This is a genomic window from Agrobacterium bohemicum, from assembly GCF_002896715.1.
Taxonomy (GTDB): domain Bacteria; phylum Pseudomonadota; class Alphaproteobacteria; order Rhizobiales; family Rhizobiaceae; genus Agrobacterium; species Agrobacterium bohemicum.
The window spans coordinates 123288-141346 of the sequence record NZ_PGEL01000019.1; the positions used below are offsets into that span (position 1 = coordinate 123288).

Annotated in this window: 16 protein-coding genes; 11 read left to right on the top strand and 5 right to left on the bottom strand. The window is 56.7% G+C overall.

From position 1 onward, the window contains the following. The first annotated feature begins 51 nt into the window (after positions 1-51). A complete protein-coding gene (locus CUC55_RS05150; RefSeq protein ID WP_067653049.1) occupies positions 52-765 on the top strand; it encodes a GntR family transcriptional regulator in 714 nt (237 codons plus the stop codon). 236 nt (positions 766-1001) lie between these two features. Here CUC55_RS05150 and CUC55_RS05155 read toward each other — a convergent pair whose 3' ends face one another. Beyond that, positions 1002-1589, bottom strand: a complete 588-nt coding sequence (locus CUC55_RS05155; RefSeq protein ID WP_067653051.1) for a DUF1349 domain-containing protein — start codon at positions 1587-1589, stop codon at positions 1002-1004. Positions 1590-1909: 320 nt separating this feature from the next. Between CUC55_RS05155 and CUC55_RS05160 the strand changes: the two genes are divergently transcribed. Continuing rightward, positions 1910-2173 carry a hypothetical protein gene (locus tag CUC55_RS05160; protein ID WP_067653053.1) on the top strand — a complete coding sequence of 88 codons (264 nt, stop codon included), beginning with the start codon at positions 1910-1912 and terminating at the stop codon, positions 2171-2173. A 378-nt stretch (positions 2174-2551) separates the two neighbouring features. Here CUC55_RS05160 and CUC55_RS05165 read toward each other — a convergent pair whose 3' ends face one another. Continuing rightward, the gene (locus tag CUC55_RS05165) at positions 2552-3433 is read right to left on the bottom strand and encodes a beta-1,6-N-acetylglucosaminyltransferase (protein ID WP_067653056.1); all 882 of its coding nucleotides are present in this window, start codon (positions 3431-3433) and stop codon (positions 2552-2554) included. Between the two features lie 586 nt (positions 3434-4019). Between CUC55_RS05165 and rpsU the strand changes: the two genes are divergently transcribed. Together rpsU and CUC55_RS05180 are read left to right on the top strand one after the other, a co-directional pair. Further along, complete coding sequence (rpsU, locus tag CUC55_RS05170; RefSeq protein ID WP_103087158.1) at positions 4020-4259, top strand: 30S ribosomal protein S21; 240 nt, start codon at positions 4020-4022, stop codon at positions 4257-4259. Positions 4260-4616: 357 nt separating this feature from the next. After that, positions 4617-5708: a hypothetical protein gene (locus CUC55_RS05180; RefSeq protein WP_103087159.1), complete on the top strand. Its 1092-nt coding sequence runs from the start codon at positions 4617-4619 to the stop codon at positions 5706-5708. A 340-nt stretch (positions 5709-6048) separates the two neighbouring features. Here the strand turns inward: CUC55_RS05180 and CUC55_RS05185 are convergent, their stop codons facing one another. The 3 genes from CUC55_RS05185 to CUC55_RS05195 form a co-directional block, all read right to left on the bottom strand. Further along, the gene (locus CUC55_RS05185; RefSeq protein WP_103087160.1) at positions 6049-7305 is read right to left on the bottom strand and encodes an amidohydrolase family protein; all 1257 of its coding nucleotides are present in this window, start codon (positions 7303-7305) and stop codon (positions 6049-6051) included. A gap of 8 nt (positions 7306-7313) precedes the next feature. Continuing rightward, a complete protein-coding gene (locus CUC55_RS05190) occupies positions 7314-8879 on the bottom strand; it encodes a gamma-glutamyltransferase family protein (RefSeq protein ID WP_245417695.1) in 1566 nt (521 codons plus the stop codon). An 8-nt stretch (positions 8880-8887) separates the two neighbouring features. Then, positions 8888-9577: a GntR family transcriptional regulator gene (locus CUC55_RS05195; protein WP_067653139.1), complete on the bottom strand. Its 690-nt coding sequence runs from the start codon at positions 9575-9577 to the stop codon at positions 8888-8890. Between the two features lie 235 nt (positions 9578-9812). On the opposite strand from CUC55_RS05195, the gene CUC55_RS05200 reads away from it, so the two are divergent. From CUC55_RS05200 to CUC55_RS05230, 7 genes are all read left to right on the top strand, one after another. Next, complete coding sequence (locus CUC55_RS05200; RefSeq protein WP_103087161.1) at positions 9813-11369, top strand: ABC transporter substrate-binding protein; 1557 nt, start codon at positions 9813-9815, stop codon at positions 11367-11369. A 70-nt stretch (positions 11370-11439) separates the two neighbouring features. Then, a complete protein-coding gene (locus CUC55_RS05205) occupies positions 11440-12405 on the top strand; it encodes an ABC transporter permease (RefSeq protein WP_103087162.1) in 966 nt (321 codons plus the stop codon). A 13-nt stretch (positions 12406-12418) separates the two neighbouring features. After that, positions 12419-13372 (top strand): ABC transporter permease, encoded by a 954-nt coding sequence (locus tag CUC55_RS05210; protein WP_067653069.1) that lies wholly within the window; start codon positions 12419-12421, stop codon positions 13370-13372. A gap of 8 nt (positions 13373-13380) precedes the next feature. Continuing rightward, positions 13381-14574, top strand: coding sequence for an amidohydrolase family protein (locus CUC55_RS05215; protein ID WP_103087163.1), 1194 nt, complete (start codon positions 13381-13383; stop codon positions 14572-14574). Beyond that, complete coding sequence (locus CUC55_RS05220; RefSeq protein WP_210200657.1) at positions 14571-16067, top strand: amidohydrolase family protein; 1497 nt, start codon at positions 14571-14573, stop codon at positions 16065-16067. The genes CUC55_RS05215 and CUC55_RS05220 overlap by 4 nt, the downstream gene beginning before the upstream one ends. Beyond that, positions 16064-17050 (top strand): ABC transporter ATP-binding protein, encoded by a 987-nt coding sequence (locus CUC55_RS05225; RefSeq protein WP_067653076.1) that lies wholly within the window; start codon positions 16064-16066, stop codon positions 17048-17050. Before CUC55_RS05220 ends, CUC55_RS05225 begins: the two co-directional genes overlap by 4 nt. Beyond that, complete coding sequence (locus CUC55_RS05230; protein WP_067653078.1) at positions 17047-18012, top strand: ABC transporter ATP-binding protein; 966 nt, start codon at positions 17047-17049, stop codon at positions 18010-18012. Before CUC55_RS05225 ends, CUC55_RS05230 begins: the two co-directional genes overlap by 4 nt. The last annotated feature ends 47 nt before the right edge of the window (positions 18013-18059 follow it).

Sequence of the window (18059 nt, forward strand, 5' to 3'; positions counted from 1 at the left end):
ACAATCCAGTGTTCCGGTATACCGGTTTTAACCAAAGGCCTTGGAGAGCATATGCCAAAGATCCCGACTAGAGGCGGCACGGTACCGACGATGGAAAGACTGGACTTCAACCGCCCGGTTGTGGACCAGATTTATTCTGCGCTGAAATCTGCCATCCTTTCGCGAGAGTTTTTCCCGGGCCAGGCGGTTTCGGAAAACGAAATCGGGCAATCCTTCAACTCCAGCCGCACTCCTGTGCGCGAAGCGCTCAGCCGCCTGCGCGACGACGGCCTTATCGTTACCCTGCCGAGCCGCGGCACCTATGTCTCGAAATTGTCGGAAAAACACATCCGCAGCGCCCAGTTCATTCGAGAGGCGCTGGAAATTGCGGCGGTTCGCAAACTTTGCCAGACGGGCATTTCAGTCGATTCCAAACAGGAAATCGAACACGCGTTAAGCGGCCAGCGGGTTGCGATGCAGCGCGGTGACAGGAAGTTGTTTCGCGTGCATGACGACCAGTTCCACAGTGCGCTTGCTGCTGCAACCGGCCTCGAAAGGCTGGAAACACTGCTCATCCGTGAAAAGGCCGGCCTGGACCGGCTTCGCGCGCTTGCCATCACCGACGAAGCACATATGAGCGGCTTGCTGACGGAGCACGAGGCCGTTTACGGCGGCCTCACGGCGGGAGACGAAGAGGGCGCAGTGGAAGAACTGCGCAAGCACCTGAGGCGCGTGCTGGGCGTTCTCTCGCAAGTCTTCGACGCCCATCAGGAATATTTCGAATAAGGCCAACCGGCGTGCAATCCAGTTTTCCAAGTAGAGAACAACGACGGCCAACAAATGCGCACTGCTGGCCTCCAGCCCTGCCATCGCCAGCAGTAGTGCTTTACACACAGTTTAGAGCTTCGGGCCGTGCTGGAAAGTGATCTTATTCTTGCCTGCGGCATAGAATACCCATCCTCAAGCCAGACAGCGACGAAGCCCGCACGCTCATCGTCCGACCGATGACAACGGGGTGGGAGTTAATTTGACAGATCGTGAAGGTCAGTAGTGATCGCCTCGTCAACTGCGAACTCCGAAAACCGAACCGCCAGCCCGCCGCGCTCCGGTGTGCACGCAGTCAAGCCGACCAGATAACGAGAAGCCTCTGGAAACGGAGCAAGACGCAGCAGCGGCCACATCCTGCCATCGGACGATGCCTGAATACGCATCGCGCCTTCCTTCAATGTAACCCGAATATAGAAATCCTCGAGGTCTTTGAAAGGCTGGGACACTGACCAGTCCGATTTCCCATCGGTGATGACCGTACTGAGGAAGCGTTCTCCATCGGTAAACTCTACACCCGTCTTAACCCATCGATTTTCGTCAATGCGCACCATAAGACCGGCTTGATCATAGAGAGACCCGAACTCCCCCTGAACGCGGACACGCGCTGTGAATCCATCGTCAACGGGAGTACCGAGGAAATGCCCACTATCGCGTGTAAATCCGTAATGCGTCTTACGCCAGAAATCGGTGTTCGCATCCGTCGTCAGAGTTAGGCCAGTTTTGGTGGCCTCCCACACTGCCGGTTCGTTTAGCCAACTGGCCTCTTTGAGATTAACGTCCACGAGCTATCCTCCGAAATCGCCATCGCCCCACGAACGAGGTCGCTGTTACTGAGACCGATACCCGGCATTATTATCTGCGTAAAGAAAATCGTCTCCGTGTTCGGTAACGTTTGACCAGACACACCGCTCTCAGGCGGGCAGTTTCATCTACTTGCGCAGGCACCTGTCAAACGCACTTGCGGGCACGAAACGGCGCAAAAAATGCAGTCGGCGGCGAGCGGTTTCGTGTTCATCTCAGTAGCTTCCATTTGCATGACGAGGCGGTTAAAGGTGTGAGTTCAGTGTGAGAGTTTATTGCGAACGAAAGCGGGTGAGATCGTATGGCCATTCTGAACAGACCACGAAGCTCAGAGCCCTATCCTGACAGGGATATCGGTTGCCAGGAGGCTTTGGAGCAAGCATTTCTTCTTATTGCTCAAGGTTTAAAACCAGAAGACATCACGGCTGCGGCTGGTGGTACTTTGGTGCCTCAGTTGATGGCGCTAGCTAGGCAGGCAGAAAGCGTGGGCTGGACCCTGGAGGAGGCGGAAGTCGCAATCAGTGATTTGTCACAGAACCTCTTGGACGATATGGCGCAGATGTAGTGCCAGTGCCTCCAGCAATGTCGAAAGGGTTTGCACCTCTGGCTCGACACAGACTGTCCTTGATTTAAACNTTTTTGCCGAAATTATGTGCTATGGAAATTTCATCATCGTCCAGTTGTCGGTGGCGCTGGAGGCATGAGATGGCATCGACACCGACTAATTTNAAAAAAACGCAGAAAAGTGCCTCCTACGAGCCCACGGCTTTTGCNAAAAGGCATGGCATCCGTCTCGAAGATGCCCAGAGAATCCTGGCACTGCACAAAGGTGATCATGACTCCTCGAACAGAGCAGCTCATAATCTAAACGGTCTAAACTGAGTCAGTGTTCACGGTGTTCAACCGAACCATCGGGCCAAATGACGTGTAAAAATCCTTCAACTTAGGCGGCGGCCGCGGGAACGAACTCAGGTCCGTCGGGCGTGACGCATGTCTGCTTTGCCAGATGCTCTTCCAGTATCGACAGAATATCGCCGTCGACGTCCTGCTCGAATTTCCGCGCAAACAGGTTGTGGCTTGCCTTCAGAGCAGCCGCGTCCTCGCGCAGATACGTCCTTGGCCGCAATTTGATGTCGCCATCCGGCACCCAGTCAATCATGCGTAGATCGTCATTGACGATTTCGCCATGCACAGAAGTGTTCATCATAACGGTCTGGAAGAANCCCTCATCCGCAATGAAGGTGTTGCGGTAGAATGCCTTGTAACGGTCGGCCCTGATATCATGGCAGACGAAATTGCAAAATGCCCGGCTGACGATCATCCATTGGTTGCCGATATAAGGTGTGGCCCCATCGAGAAATGGCCGCATCGTCAGGGTCTGCTCGATCTGGCCACCTCGTTCGATGACGAACTCACCAATGCGACGCATTGTGTCCGGCCGAACTTTTTCCTGATCCAGGACTTTGATGTATTCTCGCTTCGGATACGCGAGCAGATGGTCCATGATCTGCGCTTGCGTTTTCAACGGAAAATCCTGGCCGCTCAGATTGATGAAGTGGCTCCAGTTGCCATCCATCGCCAGCAGGTGTTCCATGCCGCGAAGTTCGGCATCCACGAGACTGTAGCCGCCCCACAATGCCGCGTGACCCTCCATCACTTCCGCATTCGAATAGGAGTTCAGAAAGTCGCGAATATCCGCATCCAGCGTTTCACCAGAATTTTTGTCGACATGCACCACATAGCTGTTGCGCGGATCATAGATTGCCTTGAAAAGGCGTTTGAATTGTTTGGGAAAGCGGTGAACAAGGATCAGATATCCGATCATTGGTTGACACCTGATGTCAACGTGCGCAGCAACTGTGAAAGGCCCTGCGATGCGCTGGACGTCGTATGATGTGAGACGTTAGGAATAGGTATCATAATTGGATCCTTTCAGGATCGGGTGCCCGCGATTCACCGAACGATGCATCGCGCCTACCGTCTGGCGACGAAACTATGCGTAGTAATTGGTTGCATGGACGAGCGTCGCGGATGACGCCGACCGGCAAAAGCCATGTCGCGTTGCATCAGCCAGTGAAGTAGATGGAACACCCGATATAGCACCCAACCAGTTTTCAACCGCATGAATTTATGCCATCTGAGCATCCGTACAGGAATATATCCGAACAGAAGTGGGAGCACTTTCAATACGAGAGGTTTGGTCTTTAGCGGAACTTGTCTACACCGGTCGGTATTTGATATGTGCACCCATCGGTCCCGTGAGGCAAAGTTTCCGCAAAAAGTGCAACAGCAGATCGACGTGCAAGGCCAAGCACTCTATGAAGACGGCTCAGACNAATGGTGGGACGTGTTTTCTCGCAGCGAGCGCCGACCAGCATCGCGATTACGATTAACGAAATAAGGAGTATAAATTGAAGGTAGATGTCCGCGATAACAATGTTGAGCAGGCTCTGCGCGTGCTCAAAAAGAGGATGCAGCGCGAGGGGGNTTTCCGCGAAATGCGGCTGCGCGAGCATTTTGAAAAGCCGTCAGTCAAACGAGCCAGAGAAAAAGCAGAAGGCGTACGGCGCGTAAGGAAAATGGCTCGCAAGAAATTGGAGCGCGAAAGCGGGATTGCCGCCCCTAAGAAAACAATCAGACCTGCGCGTTAAGTCTCCTGTGAGATCGCGGTGCCTTTCCTGCCAGCCGTCGTGAAAAACGGTCTGGCAGCATCCAACGTATTGCGGTCAGTGCTGGCCGATCGAGCAAAAAGGCCGGCAACCAAGGTCGCTGATAGCGCAGCCGCAATTGATCGTAGGGTGGACGCGGACGTCACCGCCGTCAACGGCCAGAAAGAAACCCCGATAGGACGAGATGGAACGCCGCACAAACTTTGTGCGGTGGCCGCCTTCTTGGCACGAAGTTAGCTCAGGCTCCTCGATGAAGGGCTCAGCCGTGCGAAGCTTTGATCCGATTATCCTGATCCAACCCGCAATTACTGTTGATAATTGAATGGAAAGACTACGAAATTGACGCCGACGCTTCATCTGCCCAATCGTCCGTTTTCGCTGGCACGCGACGTGATTTCGATCCCTCGCGCTTATTTCTGGTCTCCTCCCATTATCCTCGCACTCGCTGCCTTTCTCCTTTTCTGGGAAGGACCGGGCGTCTACCGCGACTTCCGCATCAGCCAAAACCCGCTGGTCTTGGAAGACGGTAACATCCAGGATGGTCGATGCACGACGCGAAAGGCGATTCTCACCGACTGCAAGGCCCGGCTTGTCTATAACGTCAACGGCCAGACCTACGATACAAAGGTCGAAGTCATGTTCGTCGATTTTCATGTGGGAGACTATGAGACGGCACTGGTCATCTCGGCAGACCATCCCGAACTGGCGACGATAAGCCTTGGCCTCGACAAGCTCTGGAACCGGATCATAACGCTCACACTCTTCTCTCTTGCATTGGGCGGTCTGGGCATCGGCACGATTTTTCTGGCCTTGCGCATTTTAAGGGTTAAGAGCCAGCTGCGCCGACCCGCTTTGCTCAAGGTCGTGCCGGTGGAAATCAGTGCCTTCGACCGCAAACATAATATCCTTTCCGTTACCTATAACGACAAGGTCTCCACAGATAAAACAGGCCGGTCAGCTTACACGCGTATGAAACAGGGTGCCGAGCCCCTGATAGTCGGTGAAGCCAATGGCAAACTTCTTGCCTTGGCTGTCCGGCACGGCAACACGGGGTTGCCCGTGCTTCTTGACGATCGCCTCCAGCGTGTTGCATTGACCGACGACGAGCGGAACGCAGCACTCGCGCCCTTCGCAAATCACGCCAGCATTGACGATACGCCAGTTATCGGTGTGCCGAAAAAGACGATGTCGGCTTGGAAAGGCCTGCAAATTTTCTTCGGAACATTGCTTTTGCTTATAGTTGGCATGTTCGGCTTTTGGCTTTGGTATGTGACGACCTCACCAACCCAGTTTCAATCTCCTGGAATGGACATCAACGATATGATGCCTGCTCCACTGAACCGCTGGGGCTGCGATCAGTTGNAAAAACGCTTTGGCGAAGACCGTGCGCCATTTGGATGCGCCGCAGCAGACCACATGAGCTGGAAATAGTGCCTCAGATTCCGCTGATCGCAACGCAAGAACCGCTAAACGTTTGAGTTTCGGCGGAATTTACGCCGTCACGCCATTTCGTCCCTTGCCGTTCGGGGAGATGACTTAGAAACGAGAAAGCGGGTCAACATGTGCGGTAATCAACACTATTTCACCCTAAGAGGGATGGAGTTCGTGGCTGGACAGCGAGGCTGCTGTTTCATAGCAAAACGTTAGTGGACAACGGACATTTGCCGGGCCAACGCCATGGAAACTTCTCCCGCTTGAACGGGCATCACTTACCAGGTGCGCTCCGAAGTATTGACACGAGTATCAAACCAAACGTCAAGTGGCGCGACGTTCAGCCAGTACCGGGCATCGTGCAATCTGCAACTGCTTCGAAAATTTGCGGCCTTGATCGGACAAATGTTTTCCGCCCCGCTTTCCAGCCTGCCAGAGTCGGCGCCCCGGATCTTACGGCGCTGCGATGGTCCNGGGCGTCGAGGATGACGATGTCAGCCGCCGCGCCCACAGCCAGTCCGTAATCTGCCCTCATAATTCTCGCGGCATGCCCGCCGACCATATGAAAAACCGAGTCTATATCTTCATCGCGGGAAAGCTGCATGACGTTGGCATACAGATTGGCCATGCGTCCGAGCGACGCATCTCCGAACGGGGTGAAGGGATTCATGACGTTGTTGGTCGCGATTGCAGCCTGCACTCCCTCTTTCAGCAAGAGATGTGCGGGCGTAACTCCGCGCGGAATGTTGAACTGCTGATCCCGTCCCATCAGAAACATGTCCGTCGCGGGCAGAACCGTCAGAGCGATTCCGGCAGCGGCGATTTTACGCGCGATAATCGAACGTGCTGCGGGATCAATCGCCGAGAGGTTGGTTACGTGGCCAACCGTCACTCGTCCGCCATAGCCATTCGCATGGGTTGCGTCGATAACGGCCGGTAAATCGGTTCTTGCAGGATCAAGGCTGAAATCCAGATGNAAATCCACGTCGACATTGTGCCTCCTGGCCAGCACAAATATCCGGCTGATATGCTCTACCGGTCGCGGATCGGTGTAGGGACAGCCACCGATCAAATCGGCACCACTTCGCAGAGCCTCGTCCAGCATCTCTTCCGTTTCGGATTCCTGCGTCAGCCCTTCCTGCGCAAAGGCACAAATCTGAATATCTATTGCAAATTTGAACCGTGCACGAACACGCTTGATCGCTTCGAACGACCGCATGCCTGCCCTTGGATCGATCTCGACAAAGGTGCGCATGCGCGTTGTGCCGTGAACGATGGCTTGCCGAACAACGGCAGACGCACGCTCAAAAACATCATCCTCGGAAAATCCAGCCTTGGCTTTTGCCGTTTCGCGCACGGCTTCTTCCAACGTACCGGCACAGATCGTGCAACGCTCCAGAATGCAGGCTTTGTCGAGATGGACATGGCTATCGACAAAGCCGGNAAAAGCACAGTTGCCGTCAATATCCTCTTCAGTCACGGCATCACAGCGGATGTTTGCGGCAATCGCAATGATGCGCCCATCCCTGACTGCAATATCCACCGGCCTTGGCTGATCTGCCAATTGCGCGTTTCTGAGAATGAGATCAGCGGTCATATCAGGCCTCAAATACCTACGGCGCAGCCATCGCTGCGGGGATCATGCGCGCCATCGATCCAGCCGTCAGTGTTGAGCCGGATCACTCCCGCCTGACCGGCCAGCGCGCTCAGTGCGGGAATAGCAATGGTTTCGTGGCCCATGACATGCAAGGCCTCCATAANCCCGTCGCCAACTGAATTCTCTATCTTGAGATTGTCGCGGGTGTCGGAAAAGGTTCGTCCGAGGAGAAACCGTGGTGCGGAAAGCGCGGACAACGGATCGAAGCCGTGGTCTATGAGGCGGCTCAACAGCAGGGTGAGTGTCTGCGGCTGCCCATCTGCGCCTTGGGTACCGTAGAGAAGATGCGGTTTGCCGTCTCGCAAGCCGATACCAGGGTTGAGCGTGTAAAATGGCCTTTTTCCTGGTGCCAGAACATTCGGGCTTGCTGGATCTGTACTGAAGGCAGCTCCGCGANTTTGCCAGAGAATGCCCGTATCGCCCAGCAAGACACCGCTTCCCCAGTCATAATAGGTACTCTGTAAAACGCTGGCGCACCTGCCTTCGTTATCGACTGCGGCGAGGTACACCGTGTCGCCGGTTCGGTGAGTGTCAGGCCAAGGAAGAGCCATATGTCGGTCGATTGCGGCTGCCTTGCGCGATAGAACGGTCTCGTTCAGCCAATAATAGCAAGCCTGCGCTACAAAATCCGGATCGGCAATTGTGCCTCGATCAAGAAAGGCCTGCTTCACCGCCTCTACGCAGAGATGATAGAACTGTGCGGATGACGGGTCCACGTTCGCCATGTCGAAATTCGACAGGACGCCCATAATCCCAAGCGTCGTCACGCCTTGGGAGGGCGGCGGTGGCGCTAGAAGTTCGACGCCGCGATAGACCATGGAGATAGGATCGACCATTCGCGCAGCGGTCTTTTGCATGTCGCCAATGCGGATCGGACTGCGCGCAGCTTCGAGGCCATTTGCAATGCGCTGGGCAAGCTCACCCTCATAAAATTCGCGGTGACCATATTGAGCGATCCGCTCCAGAACGGCGGCCAGTTGCGGTTGGCGCTGAATACCTTGGGTGACAAAGTGTGCCTCGAAACCCGGCCAGCCTGGAATTTCGCTTGCGCGAAATGCATGCCAGTGCTTTTGCGACTGGCTGACCGGAAAACCCTGTGCGGCCAGCTCAATCGCGTCTGCAAGCAGCGTGGCCAGGCTCTCCTTTCCCTGCCAGTTCTCGGACGAGTATCGCAACGCCTCGCCCCAACTATCGACAAGTGCCGCTGTTGTCAGCGCCGATAGCGGGCCGCGTTGCGGGATGGCATCAAGCGGGGGTAAATGTTCGGCCGCCTGACCGATCCCCATGATCGTCTGGCGACGACCGGAGCCATCTGCCAAGACCCAGATTGCATCTCCACCCAGGCCGCAAAAATGCGGATAGAGGACGGTAAGTGCTGCGCCGGCGGCAATCACGGCCTCGATCGCCGTGCCTCCACGCCGCAAGACCTTCGCACCGGCTTCACTCGCCGTGTGATGCGGCGTCGTGACCATGCCCTTAGTCGAGCGGGCCGCTGCGTTTTCCGACTGACGCATAAGTGCTCCTAATCGGATATCGAAATATAGCGACTGAGAATCTCGGTGATATCAGGCCCATCATCCTTCTCGTCCACCTTGGCCCGATCTTCGACGGCATGCAGGTGATGATCCATGATGCGCATAGCGGTTTCAGCATCGAGGTTTTTCAATGCCTCGATCAGCTGGACATGCTCATCGATACCGCATTCGGCAGAATGCGGACGTCCGAAACGGGCGAGAATGAGCGATGAGCGCGAGACGATCTGGCTGATGAAATCAATGAGCAGTTTGGAGCCGGTCAGTTCGGCAAGAAGAATGTGGAATTCGCCTGCAAGCCGGATCGACCTTGGGGACGATGCCTGTAGAGCGCGCTCTTCCTCGCGCACATGACTGATCAAAGCGTCGATACCGTCTCTCGGCATCCGTTTGCACAGGCGGCCTATGACCTCCCGCTCAAGGCAGCGCCTGAGTGCAAAAACTTCCTCCGCCTCTTCCAGAGTCGGCATGGCAACGGCCGCACCGCGATTGGGCTTGATCTCCACCAAGCCATCGGATGCAAGACGCAACAAGGCGTTCCGCGCGCTCGTTCGACTGACACCAAACGTGTCGCCGATGGAGTCCTCCGGCAACTTCGTTCCAGGCTTCAACGCCTGCTCAAGGATGGCGCGGCGAAGAGAAGCATAAATCGCGTCACTTCTGCTGAGATTTGTCGACATAACCTGCCCGTTATCTGATGCAATTTTGATCATATTTCGCACAATTATTGTACAAAATCTATCCCTTTAAATTGCATGCAATTTATTATTGCGTTTGTATCCATACTGAATTAGCCTGAGCTACAGTTTGCAAAAAAGAGCCGAAAAGCCAGTTGCGACAGCGGGTTTCAACAGCACTCACTCCAATTAGCGACCAGGTGTCGAAAAATTGAATGCAATCCGAGGGGATCTATAAATGCAAATTTCCAAAGTTTTAATGGCAGGTGCAGCACTGCTGACACTCGCTATGCCAGCATCTGCGACAACGTTAAAATGGGGCGCTTCCCGCGACATCAGTTCGCTTGACCCATACTCCTATGGCGACAGTTTTGCGCTCGGTGTGCTCAATCACGCCTATGAAGGCTTGATGCGGTATGACCGAAACTTGAAGCTAGAGCCCGCACTTGCGGTTTCGTATGAAATCATCTCGCCCACCACCTGGCGTTTCAAACTGCGCGAAGGTGTGACATTCCACAATGGAGCCGAGTTCACAGCAGACGATGTACAGGCATCGCTTCTGCGTGCGACCAACCCGAAGTCACCGCTGCGTGGCAACATTCCTGCCTATAAGGGCTCACGCGTCATCGATGCCCACACCATTGAAATTGATGTCTCTGCCAATTATCCGCTGCTGCTGAACGACCTGACGACGATTTATATTTTCGATGCGGGTTGGCTGAAGGACAACAATGCCGAGGCGCCGACCGATGTTGGCTCCGGCACCGAGGGCTACGCCACCTACAATGAAAACGGCACCGGCCCCTTCAAGGTGGAAAGCCGCCAGCCGGATGCGNAAACCGTTTTCGTGAAATATGACGGGTGGTGGGACAAGCCCCAGCACAATATAGACCGCATCGAGCTTACGCCGATCGCCTCCAGTGCAACCCGCGTGGCCGCACTTTTGTCCGGCGATATCGATTTTACCGATCANGCACCGGTGCAGGATTTGCCGCGACTTGAAGCGGNCGCCGGGCAGGTCAAGCTTCTTGAAGGGACCGATCTTCGCACAGTGATGATTGGCTTTAGCCAGCGTGACCAGTTGCTGTCGGGAGCGCCCAACCCGATGAAGGATTTGCGCGTCCGTCAGGCGATGCAACTCGCCATTGATCTCGATCTGATCCAGAAACGCGTCATGCGTGGCAAGTCCCGCAATGCTGGCGCCCTCGTCGCACCGCAGATACCCGGATATGATGCGGCACTCGACCAGCCGGTCAAAGCCGATCCCGAGAAGGCAAAGGCACTTCTCAAGGAAGCTGGCGCTGAAGGTTTCGAATTCGAGTTCAACTGCGCAGACACTTTGGTGAACGAAGAGCAGATGTGCCAGGCCGTCGCGTCCATGTGGTCCCGCGTTGGCCTCAAGCCGAAGCTGGATCAAGGCCCCCGCGCAGTACAGACACCAAAACGTTCCGCGGGCAAGGTCGATGTCTACACCCTCGGCTGGGCCACTCTGCCCATGCTGGATGCCTATAGCCTGACATCGCAGGTTCTCCACACCAAGGAAGGTTCTTTTGGAATTTTCAACTGGGGCGGCTGGTCGGACAAGGAATTCGACAAGGTAACGGAAGCATCGGCGGTTGAACTGGACACCACCAAGCGCCTCGCCTTGGAAGCACAGTCGCTGAAGATCGCCAAGGAGCATGCGCTCATGATCCCGCTCCACCAGCAACCGCTGGCTTGGGCGACAAGTGCAAAGATTGCCGACTTCCCCCTGNTTTCCGACAACCTTCCCCGTTTGTGGCTGGTGAAGATGTAATCCGGNCCCCCGCCAACATCCTTGGCGGGGGACCGTTCCTTCATGTCGGCCATATCAAGGACACTTCACCATGCTCGCTTTCCTCATCAAGCGGATCGGCAATGCCGTTCTTGTGATGCTGACGGTCGCTTTCTTTGCCTTCCTTATCTTCCGTTTTCTGGGAGATCCCGTCGAGATGATGGTCAACGAAAGCGCGACCCAGGTTGATCGCGACGAATTGCGCGGACGCCTCGGTCTGAACGATGGCTTCCTCGTCCAATATGTTCGCTTTGTCGCCAATGCGGCGCAGGGCGAGTTTGGGTTGTCCTGGCGCAATCAGCAGTCCGTGCTGGGCCTTATTGCCGAGCGATTTCCGGCCACCTTCGAACTGGTCATCATCGCCACCATCCTGTCGCTCGCCATCGGTATACCGCTGGGTGTTTTCACGGCCATCGGTCGGGGGAAGTGGTGGGCGGAAAGCCTTCAGTTCAGCTCGATCATCGGCGTGTCTTTGCCGAGTTTCCTCGTGGGTATCCTGCTGATCCTGATATTTTCCGTTACGCTCGGCTGGTTACCCGGTTATGGGCGAGGCGACGTGGTGCGCATCGGCTGGTGGTCTACCGGGCTGCTGACGCCTTCTGGCCGTGCCGCCGTCATCCTGCCATCGCTCTCGCTGTCGCNTTTCCAGATAACCCTTGTCATGCGGCTGGTGCGAGCAGAAATGCTGGAGACGCTGCGCGCGGATTTCATCAAATTTGCCCGTGCACGCGGCGTAAGAANGCGCGCCTTGTGGTTTCGCCACGCACTCAAGAACTGTCTGATGCCGGTCGTTACCTTGACAGCCATGCAGGTGGGCAACCTGATTGCCTTTGCACTTGTCACCGAAACGGNTTTCCAGTGGCCGGGCATGGGAATGCTGTTCATGCAGGCTGTTACCTTCGTGGATATCCCCGTCATGGCGGCTTACCTGTGCATCGTATCCTTCATCTTTGTAACGCTGAACACCTTCGTCGATATCGCCTATGCGGTCATCGACCCGCGTCTGCGCGCCGCGTGACAGGAGCATCACCATGACCGCCATCGAACCGACGCACAAAACTCCCAAACCAACCCCATCGCGATTGGCACGGTTGCTGCAATCCGATCTGGGATGGAGCTTTACCCATCATCCATCCGCGATCATTGCTGCAATCATGCTTTTGATGCTGATCGCGTCGGCCTTTCTCGCTCCGCTGTTTACGGTGCAGAACCCCTATGATCTTGCCTCTCTCGATCTGCTGAACGCCGAAATACCACCGATCTGGATGGCCGAGGGACAGTGGCCCTACATCCTCGGCACCGACGTTCAGGGGCGCGACCTGCTGTCGGCCATCCTCTATGGATCGCGCGCCTCCATCATCATCGGTGCTGCCTCCGTGGCCGTATCGCTCGTCATTGGCTCTACGCTTGGATTGATTGCCGGCTACCACGGAAAATGGGCCGATAGCCTGCTGATGCGCGCTGGCGATGTGCTTCTGTCCATGCCGACGATGCTGATCGCCATTCTCGTCTCCGCACTCGCCCGGCAGCTCCTGCCGCCTTACTTACGCGAAGCAGGCGCATCAGGCGTCATCGTTTTTGCGATTTCGCTGTCAGCATGGGTGCAATATGCGCGGACCGTGCGGGCGCAGACCATGGTCGAGCGCAACAAGGAGTATGTGCAGGCGGCCCGGCTGATACGCGTGCCGACATGGCGCATCATGCTGAAACACATCCTTCCCAACACCACCACACCTCTTCTGGTGACAGCCACGCTGAACTTCGGCCTTGGAATCCTGATCGAAGCGACGCTGTCTTTCCTGGGCGTTGGTATGCCGCCGGAGCAGCCATCACTGGGAACGCTGATCCGTATCGGCAATCAATATCTGTTTTCAGGTCTGTGGTGGATCGTCCTTTTCCCCGGCCTCCAGCTCTGTCTGCTCGTTGTCTCCATCAACGTGCTCGGTGACTGGCTGCGCGACGCCCTTAACCCCAAATTACGCTGAGGCATCTGATGACTGATCNTTTGATTACCAATGCAAGACCCATGGGTGGCGCAAAAACCGACATCCTGATCAAGAATGGACGAATTGCCGAGATGGGTGAAAATCTCACCGCAGACGGCATGGCAGTCGAGGATGCGGGTGGCCGTATTGCCATTCCCGGTCTGGTCGATGCCCACACCCATCTCGACAAGTCACTGTTGGGCTATCCATGGTACGTCAACACGGTTGGCCCCCGCCTGATCGACAAGATCGACAATGAGCGGGCAGTGAAGCGTGAATACGGTCTCGACGCCCATGTTCAATCCATGCGGCAGTCGTTGCAGTCTGTAGGTTACGGCACGACGTTGATCCGCACCCATGTCGACATCGACACCGACCAGGGCTTGATCGCACTGGAAGGGGTCATGGAAACGCGGCGTCAGCTTGCGGGCGTCGTCGAAATTGAAATTGTCGCGTTCCCACAATCAGGACTGATGCGTAGGCCCGGCACCGCCGAACTGCTGGACAAGGCCATGCAAATGGGCGCCGATCTGGTTGGCGGGCTCGATCCTTGCGGCATGGATCGCGATCCGAAAGGACATCTCGATACGATCTTCGCCATTGCCGAAAAACACGGAAAGGGCATCGATATCCATCTCCACGAAGGCGGAGAGCTTGGGGCCTTCTCGATGGAGATGATCTTCGAGCGCATCCGTGCCATGGGCATGCAGGGCAAGGTCGCGGTCAGTCACGCATTCTGCCTGGGCCTTCCTGACTGGAATGTCTCGCAAGCACTGATCGACACCTGTGCTGAGCTGGATATTCCCATTTTCACCACAGCGCCGCCATCCCGCGAAGTCCCGTCGCTGAAACGGCTGCATGCTGCGGGTGTTCGCTTCGGGGCCGGTGTCGATGGCTTCCGCGACACATGGGGACCCTATGGCAATGGCGACATGTTGGAACGGGCGATGCTGTTGGGCATGAAAAACAATCTGCGCCGCGATGATGAGCTTGCAATGGCTCTCGACGTCTGCACCACCGGTGGCGCGTTGGCGATGGACCGTTCCGCCCATGCGCTTGAGGTGGGCGGTCGTGGTGACGTCGTGCTTGTCGAAGGTGAAAGCGTCGGCGAAGCCATCGTCACGCATCAACCGCGCAAACTCGTCGTCACGGCGGGCAACATTGTTGCACGCGACGGTGCCAGCCTGAGAGCAAGACCATGACGACTGCTGACTGGCCCATGCTACCTCTCGGCAAACGCCCGCCCGGTCGCTGGGCGCTGGCCGCCCGTTACGTGATTGCCGATCTGCCGGAAGGTAGACGCCTGATCAGCGGCGGCGAAGTGGTCATCGAGAATGACCGCATCATCTGGGTCGGGTCCCGCTTCGAAGGCGAGTTGGCCGCACGTTACGACATGGGTGAAGCCCTCATCGGTCCGGGCTTTGTCGATCTCGATGCCCTGTCCGATCTCGACACGACCGTGCTTGCCATGGACAACCAACCGGGGTGGAAAAAGGGTAGGGTCTGGCCTTCGGATTATGCCGCACGGGCTTATGAGATGTACTCACCAGAGGAGCTGGCTTTCCAGAAGCGTTACGCCTTTGCGCAATTGCTGCTCAACGGCATTACGTCGGCGTTGCCCATCGCGTCGCTTTTCTACCGCGCATGGGGCGAAACGGTCGCCGAATTTGATGCAGCCGCCGCTGCCGCAGAAGAACTCGGCATTCGTGTCTGGCTTGGTCCTGCCTATCGCACAGGCGGTGTCATCCTTGACGAAGCGGGCGTTATGCAGCCGGTCTTTGACGAGGCGCGCGGACTTCAAGAGCTTTCCGACGCAGCGGCTTTTGCTAAAAGGGTTCACGGCACCGGAAATGGTCTGATATCAGGCATGTTCGCCCCGGACCGTGTCGAGACCTGCACGAAGGAACTGCTGCGCCAGACATTTGCCCATGCCAATGATCTGGATATGCCCGTGCGTCTGCATATGGCGCAGGGCGAAATGGAGTTGCAAACTGTCCAACGCCTGCATGGTGCCACAGCGCCGCAATGGCTGGACGGTCTCGGCGTCCTCTCTCCCCGACTGATCGCACCGCATGCGACAGTGGCGACGGACGACGATCTGCAACGTTATGCGGCAAATGGCGTCACCGTCGCCCACTGTCCGCTCGTGTCTGCGCGGCACGGCTCCTCGCTCAAATCCNTTTCCCGACTGAAAGCAAAGGGCATTCGCATCGGCATGGGGACAGATACGGCACCGCCCGACATGGTGTTGAACATGGCCGTTGGCATGATGGCAAACAGGATTGCGGAGGGGCGTGCTGACGCCGGATCGGCCGCCGAGTTCTATGACGCCGCTACCCTTGTCGGTGCCGATGCCGTGAAGCGCTCTGATCTCGGACGCCTTGCTCCCGGCGCAAAGGCCGATATCGCAGTATTCGACATGGCGGACCGGATGATCGCGCCGCGCATCGATCCCATCCAGACACTTGTCTACGGCGCAACCGGTCGCGTCACCCGCGCAACTATCGTCGATGGGCGGGTTTCCATGCGTGACGGACGTGTGGCCGGGATCGATCTCGTCGCCGCACGAAACCAGGCGCAGCAACAATTTGACGGTCTCATCGCGCGCTATCCTGAGCGCACCTACGGCCATCCACCGGTGGAGGAGATTTTCCTGTCAAGTTATCCCTCCCATCAGAGCGAGGTGTCGTCATGAACAGTACTGGTCCCTCCCCGGCTCTCGAGGTCAAAGGTCTTTCTGTCGAATTTCCAACCCGCAGTGGCGTTCTGACTGCGTTGTCCGATGTGTCCCTGACGATTGCCCGGGGCGAGATCCTCGGTGTGGTGGGGGAGTCAGGTGCGGGAAAATCGATGACCGGCATGGCCGTTCTCGGTCTTCTCGAACCGCCCGGTCGCGTCGCGTCCGGCGAAATCCACATTGGTGGAAAACGGACGGATAATCTAAGCGATGACGAGATGGAAAACGTGCGGGGCCGCATGGTGGGCGCCATATTTCAGGACCCGCTGACCTCGCTCAACCCCCTGTTTTCCGTCGGTCAGCAACTCATCGAAACCGTCCGGCTGCATTCGGACAGAAACAGGGCGCAGGCGCGTCTTCACGGCATTCACCTGCTGCAACAGGTGGGCATTCCCGGCGCAGATGAGCGTATTGACCATTATCCGCACCAGTTTTCCGGCGGCATGCGGCAACGCGTGGTGATCGCCCTGGCCCCTGCGGGAAATCCGCAATTGATCATCGCAGATGAACCAACGACGGCGCTCGATGTTTCCATACAGGCGCAGATTACCAGCCTGCTGCGCAAGCTGTGCCGGGAGCAAGGTGCTGGTGTCATGCTGGTCACACACGACATGGGTGTGATTGCCGAGACAGCAGACCGCGTCGCCGTGATGTATGCAGGCCGTATCATCGAGATCGGCACCGTGGAAGATGTCATCGCCCGTCCGAAACATCCTTATACGCAGGGCCTGATGGGTTCGATTCCATCGCTTGGCGCGCGCGTCGAACGCTTGACGCAAATCGATGGTGCCATGCCACGGCTCAATGCCATTCCTACCGGCTGCGCCTTCAATCCGCGCTGTCGCTCGGTCGGACCACGCTGTCTCAAAATCCGCCCGGCACTGATACCCGAAGCACGGGGTGCCGTTGCCTGCCTGCTTCATGACGGAGGTGTTGCATGAGAAGTTCCCAGAACGCCCTTGAGGTCGATCAGTTAACGCGGGTCTTCGATGTTTCGACACCTTGGCTGAACAGGATGATCGAGCGCAAGCCGAAACGTTATCTGCATGCCGTGCAGGATGTCACCTTCATTGTCCAGAAAGGCAAGTGCCTGGCACTGGTCGGCGAGTCCGGATGCGGNAAATCGACGGTAGCGCGGTTGGTAACGGGGCTATACGAGCCAACCGAAGGTGCCATTGTCTTCGCACCGGCAAGCGACGGGAAGCCCATGGAAGCGCAGATGATCTTCCAGGACCCGCATGCAAGCCTCAACCCGCGTTGGCGTGTGGGTGACATCATCGCAGAACCCATCCGTGAGTTCGGCCTTCGCGACAGTCCCGCAGCCGAGAGCGAACGTGTGGCTGACCTTCTAAAGATCGTCGGTCTCTCGCCGGATGACAGCCGACGTTATCCGCATGAGTTTTCCGGTGGTCAGAGGCAGCGCATTTCCATTGCCCGGGCACTGGCCAGCGAGCCGGAATTCCTTGTCTGCGATGAACCCACATCGGCCCTCGATGTCTCCGTTCAAGCACAAATCCTTAATCTAATGCGCAAGCTTCAGGACGAGCTTGGGCTCACCTACTTGTTTATCAGCCATAACCTGGCCGTCGTGCGTCACATGGCAGACCGGATTGCGGTGATGTATCTCGGGCGGATTGTGGAAGAGGCTGATACGGAAGCCCTTTTCGCCAATCCGCAGCATCCCTACACAAAGCTGCTACTTCAGACGATACCGGATGTGGCTTCTCCCAACCGCGACCGCGCACTGATGGGAGGCGAACCGCCCAGCCCGCTCGACCCACCAAAAGGCTGCGCCTTCCACCCGCGCTGTCCTCTTGCGGCGGATATTTGTAGCCGGGATGCCCCGAAATCACGCGAGCGCCAAGGCGGTGGTGTTGTCGCCTGCCACATGGCCCCGCTTTAGGCACCATCANTTCGACGTCGAACACGTTATAAATTGCATGAGGAGTT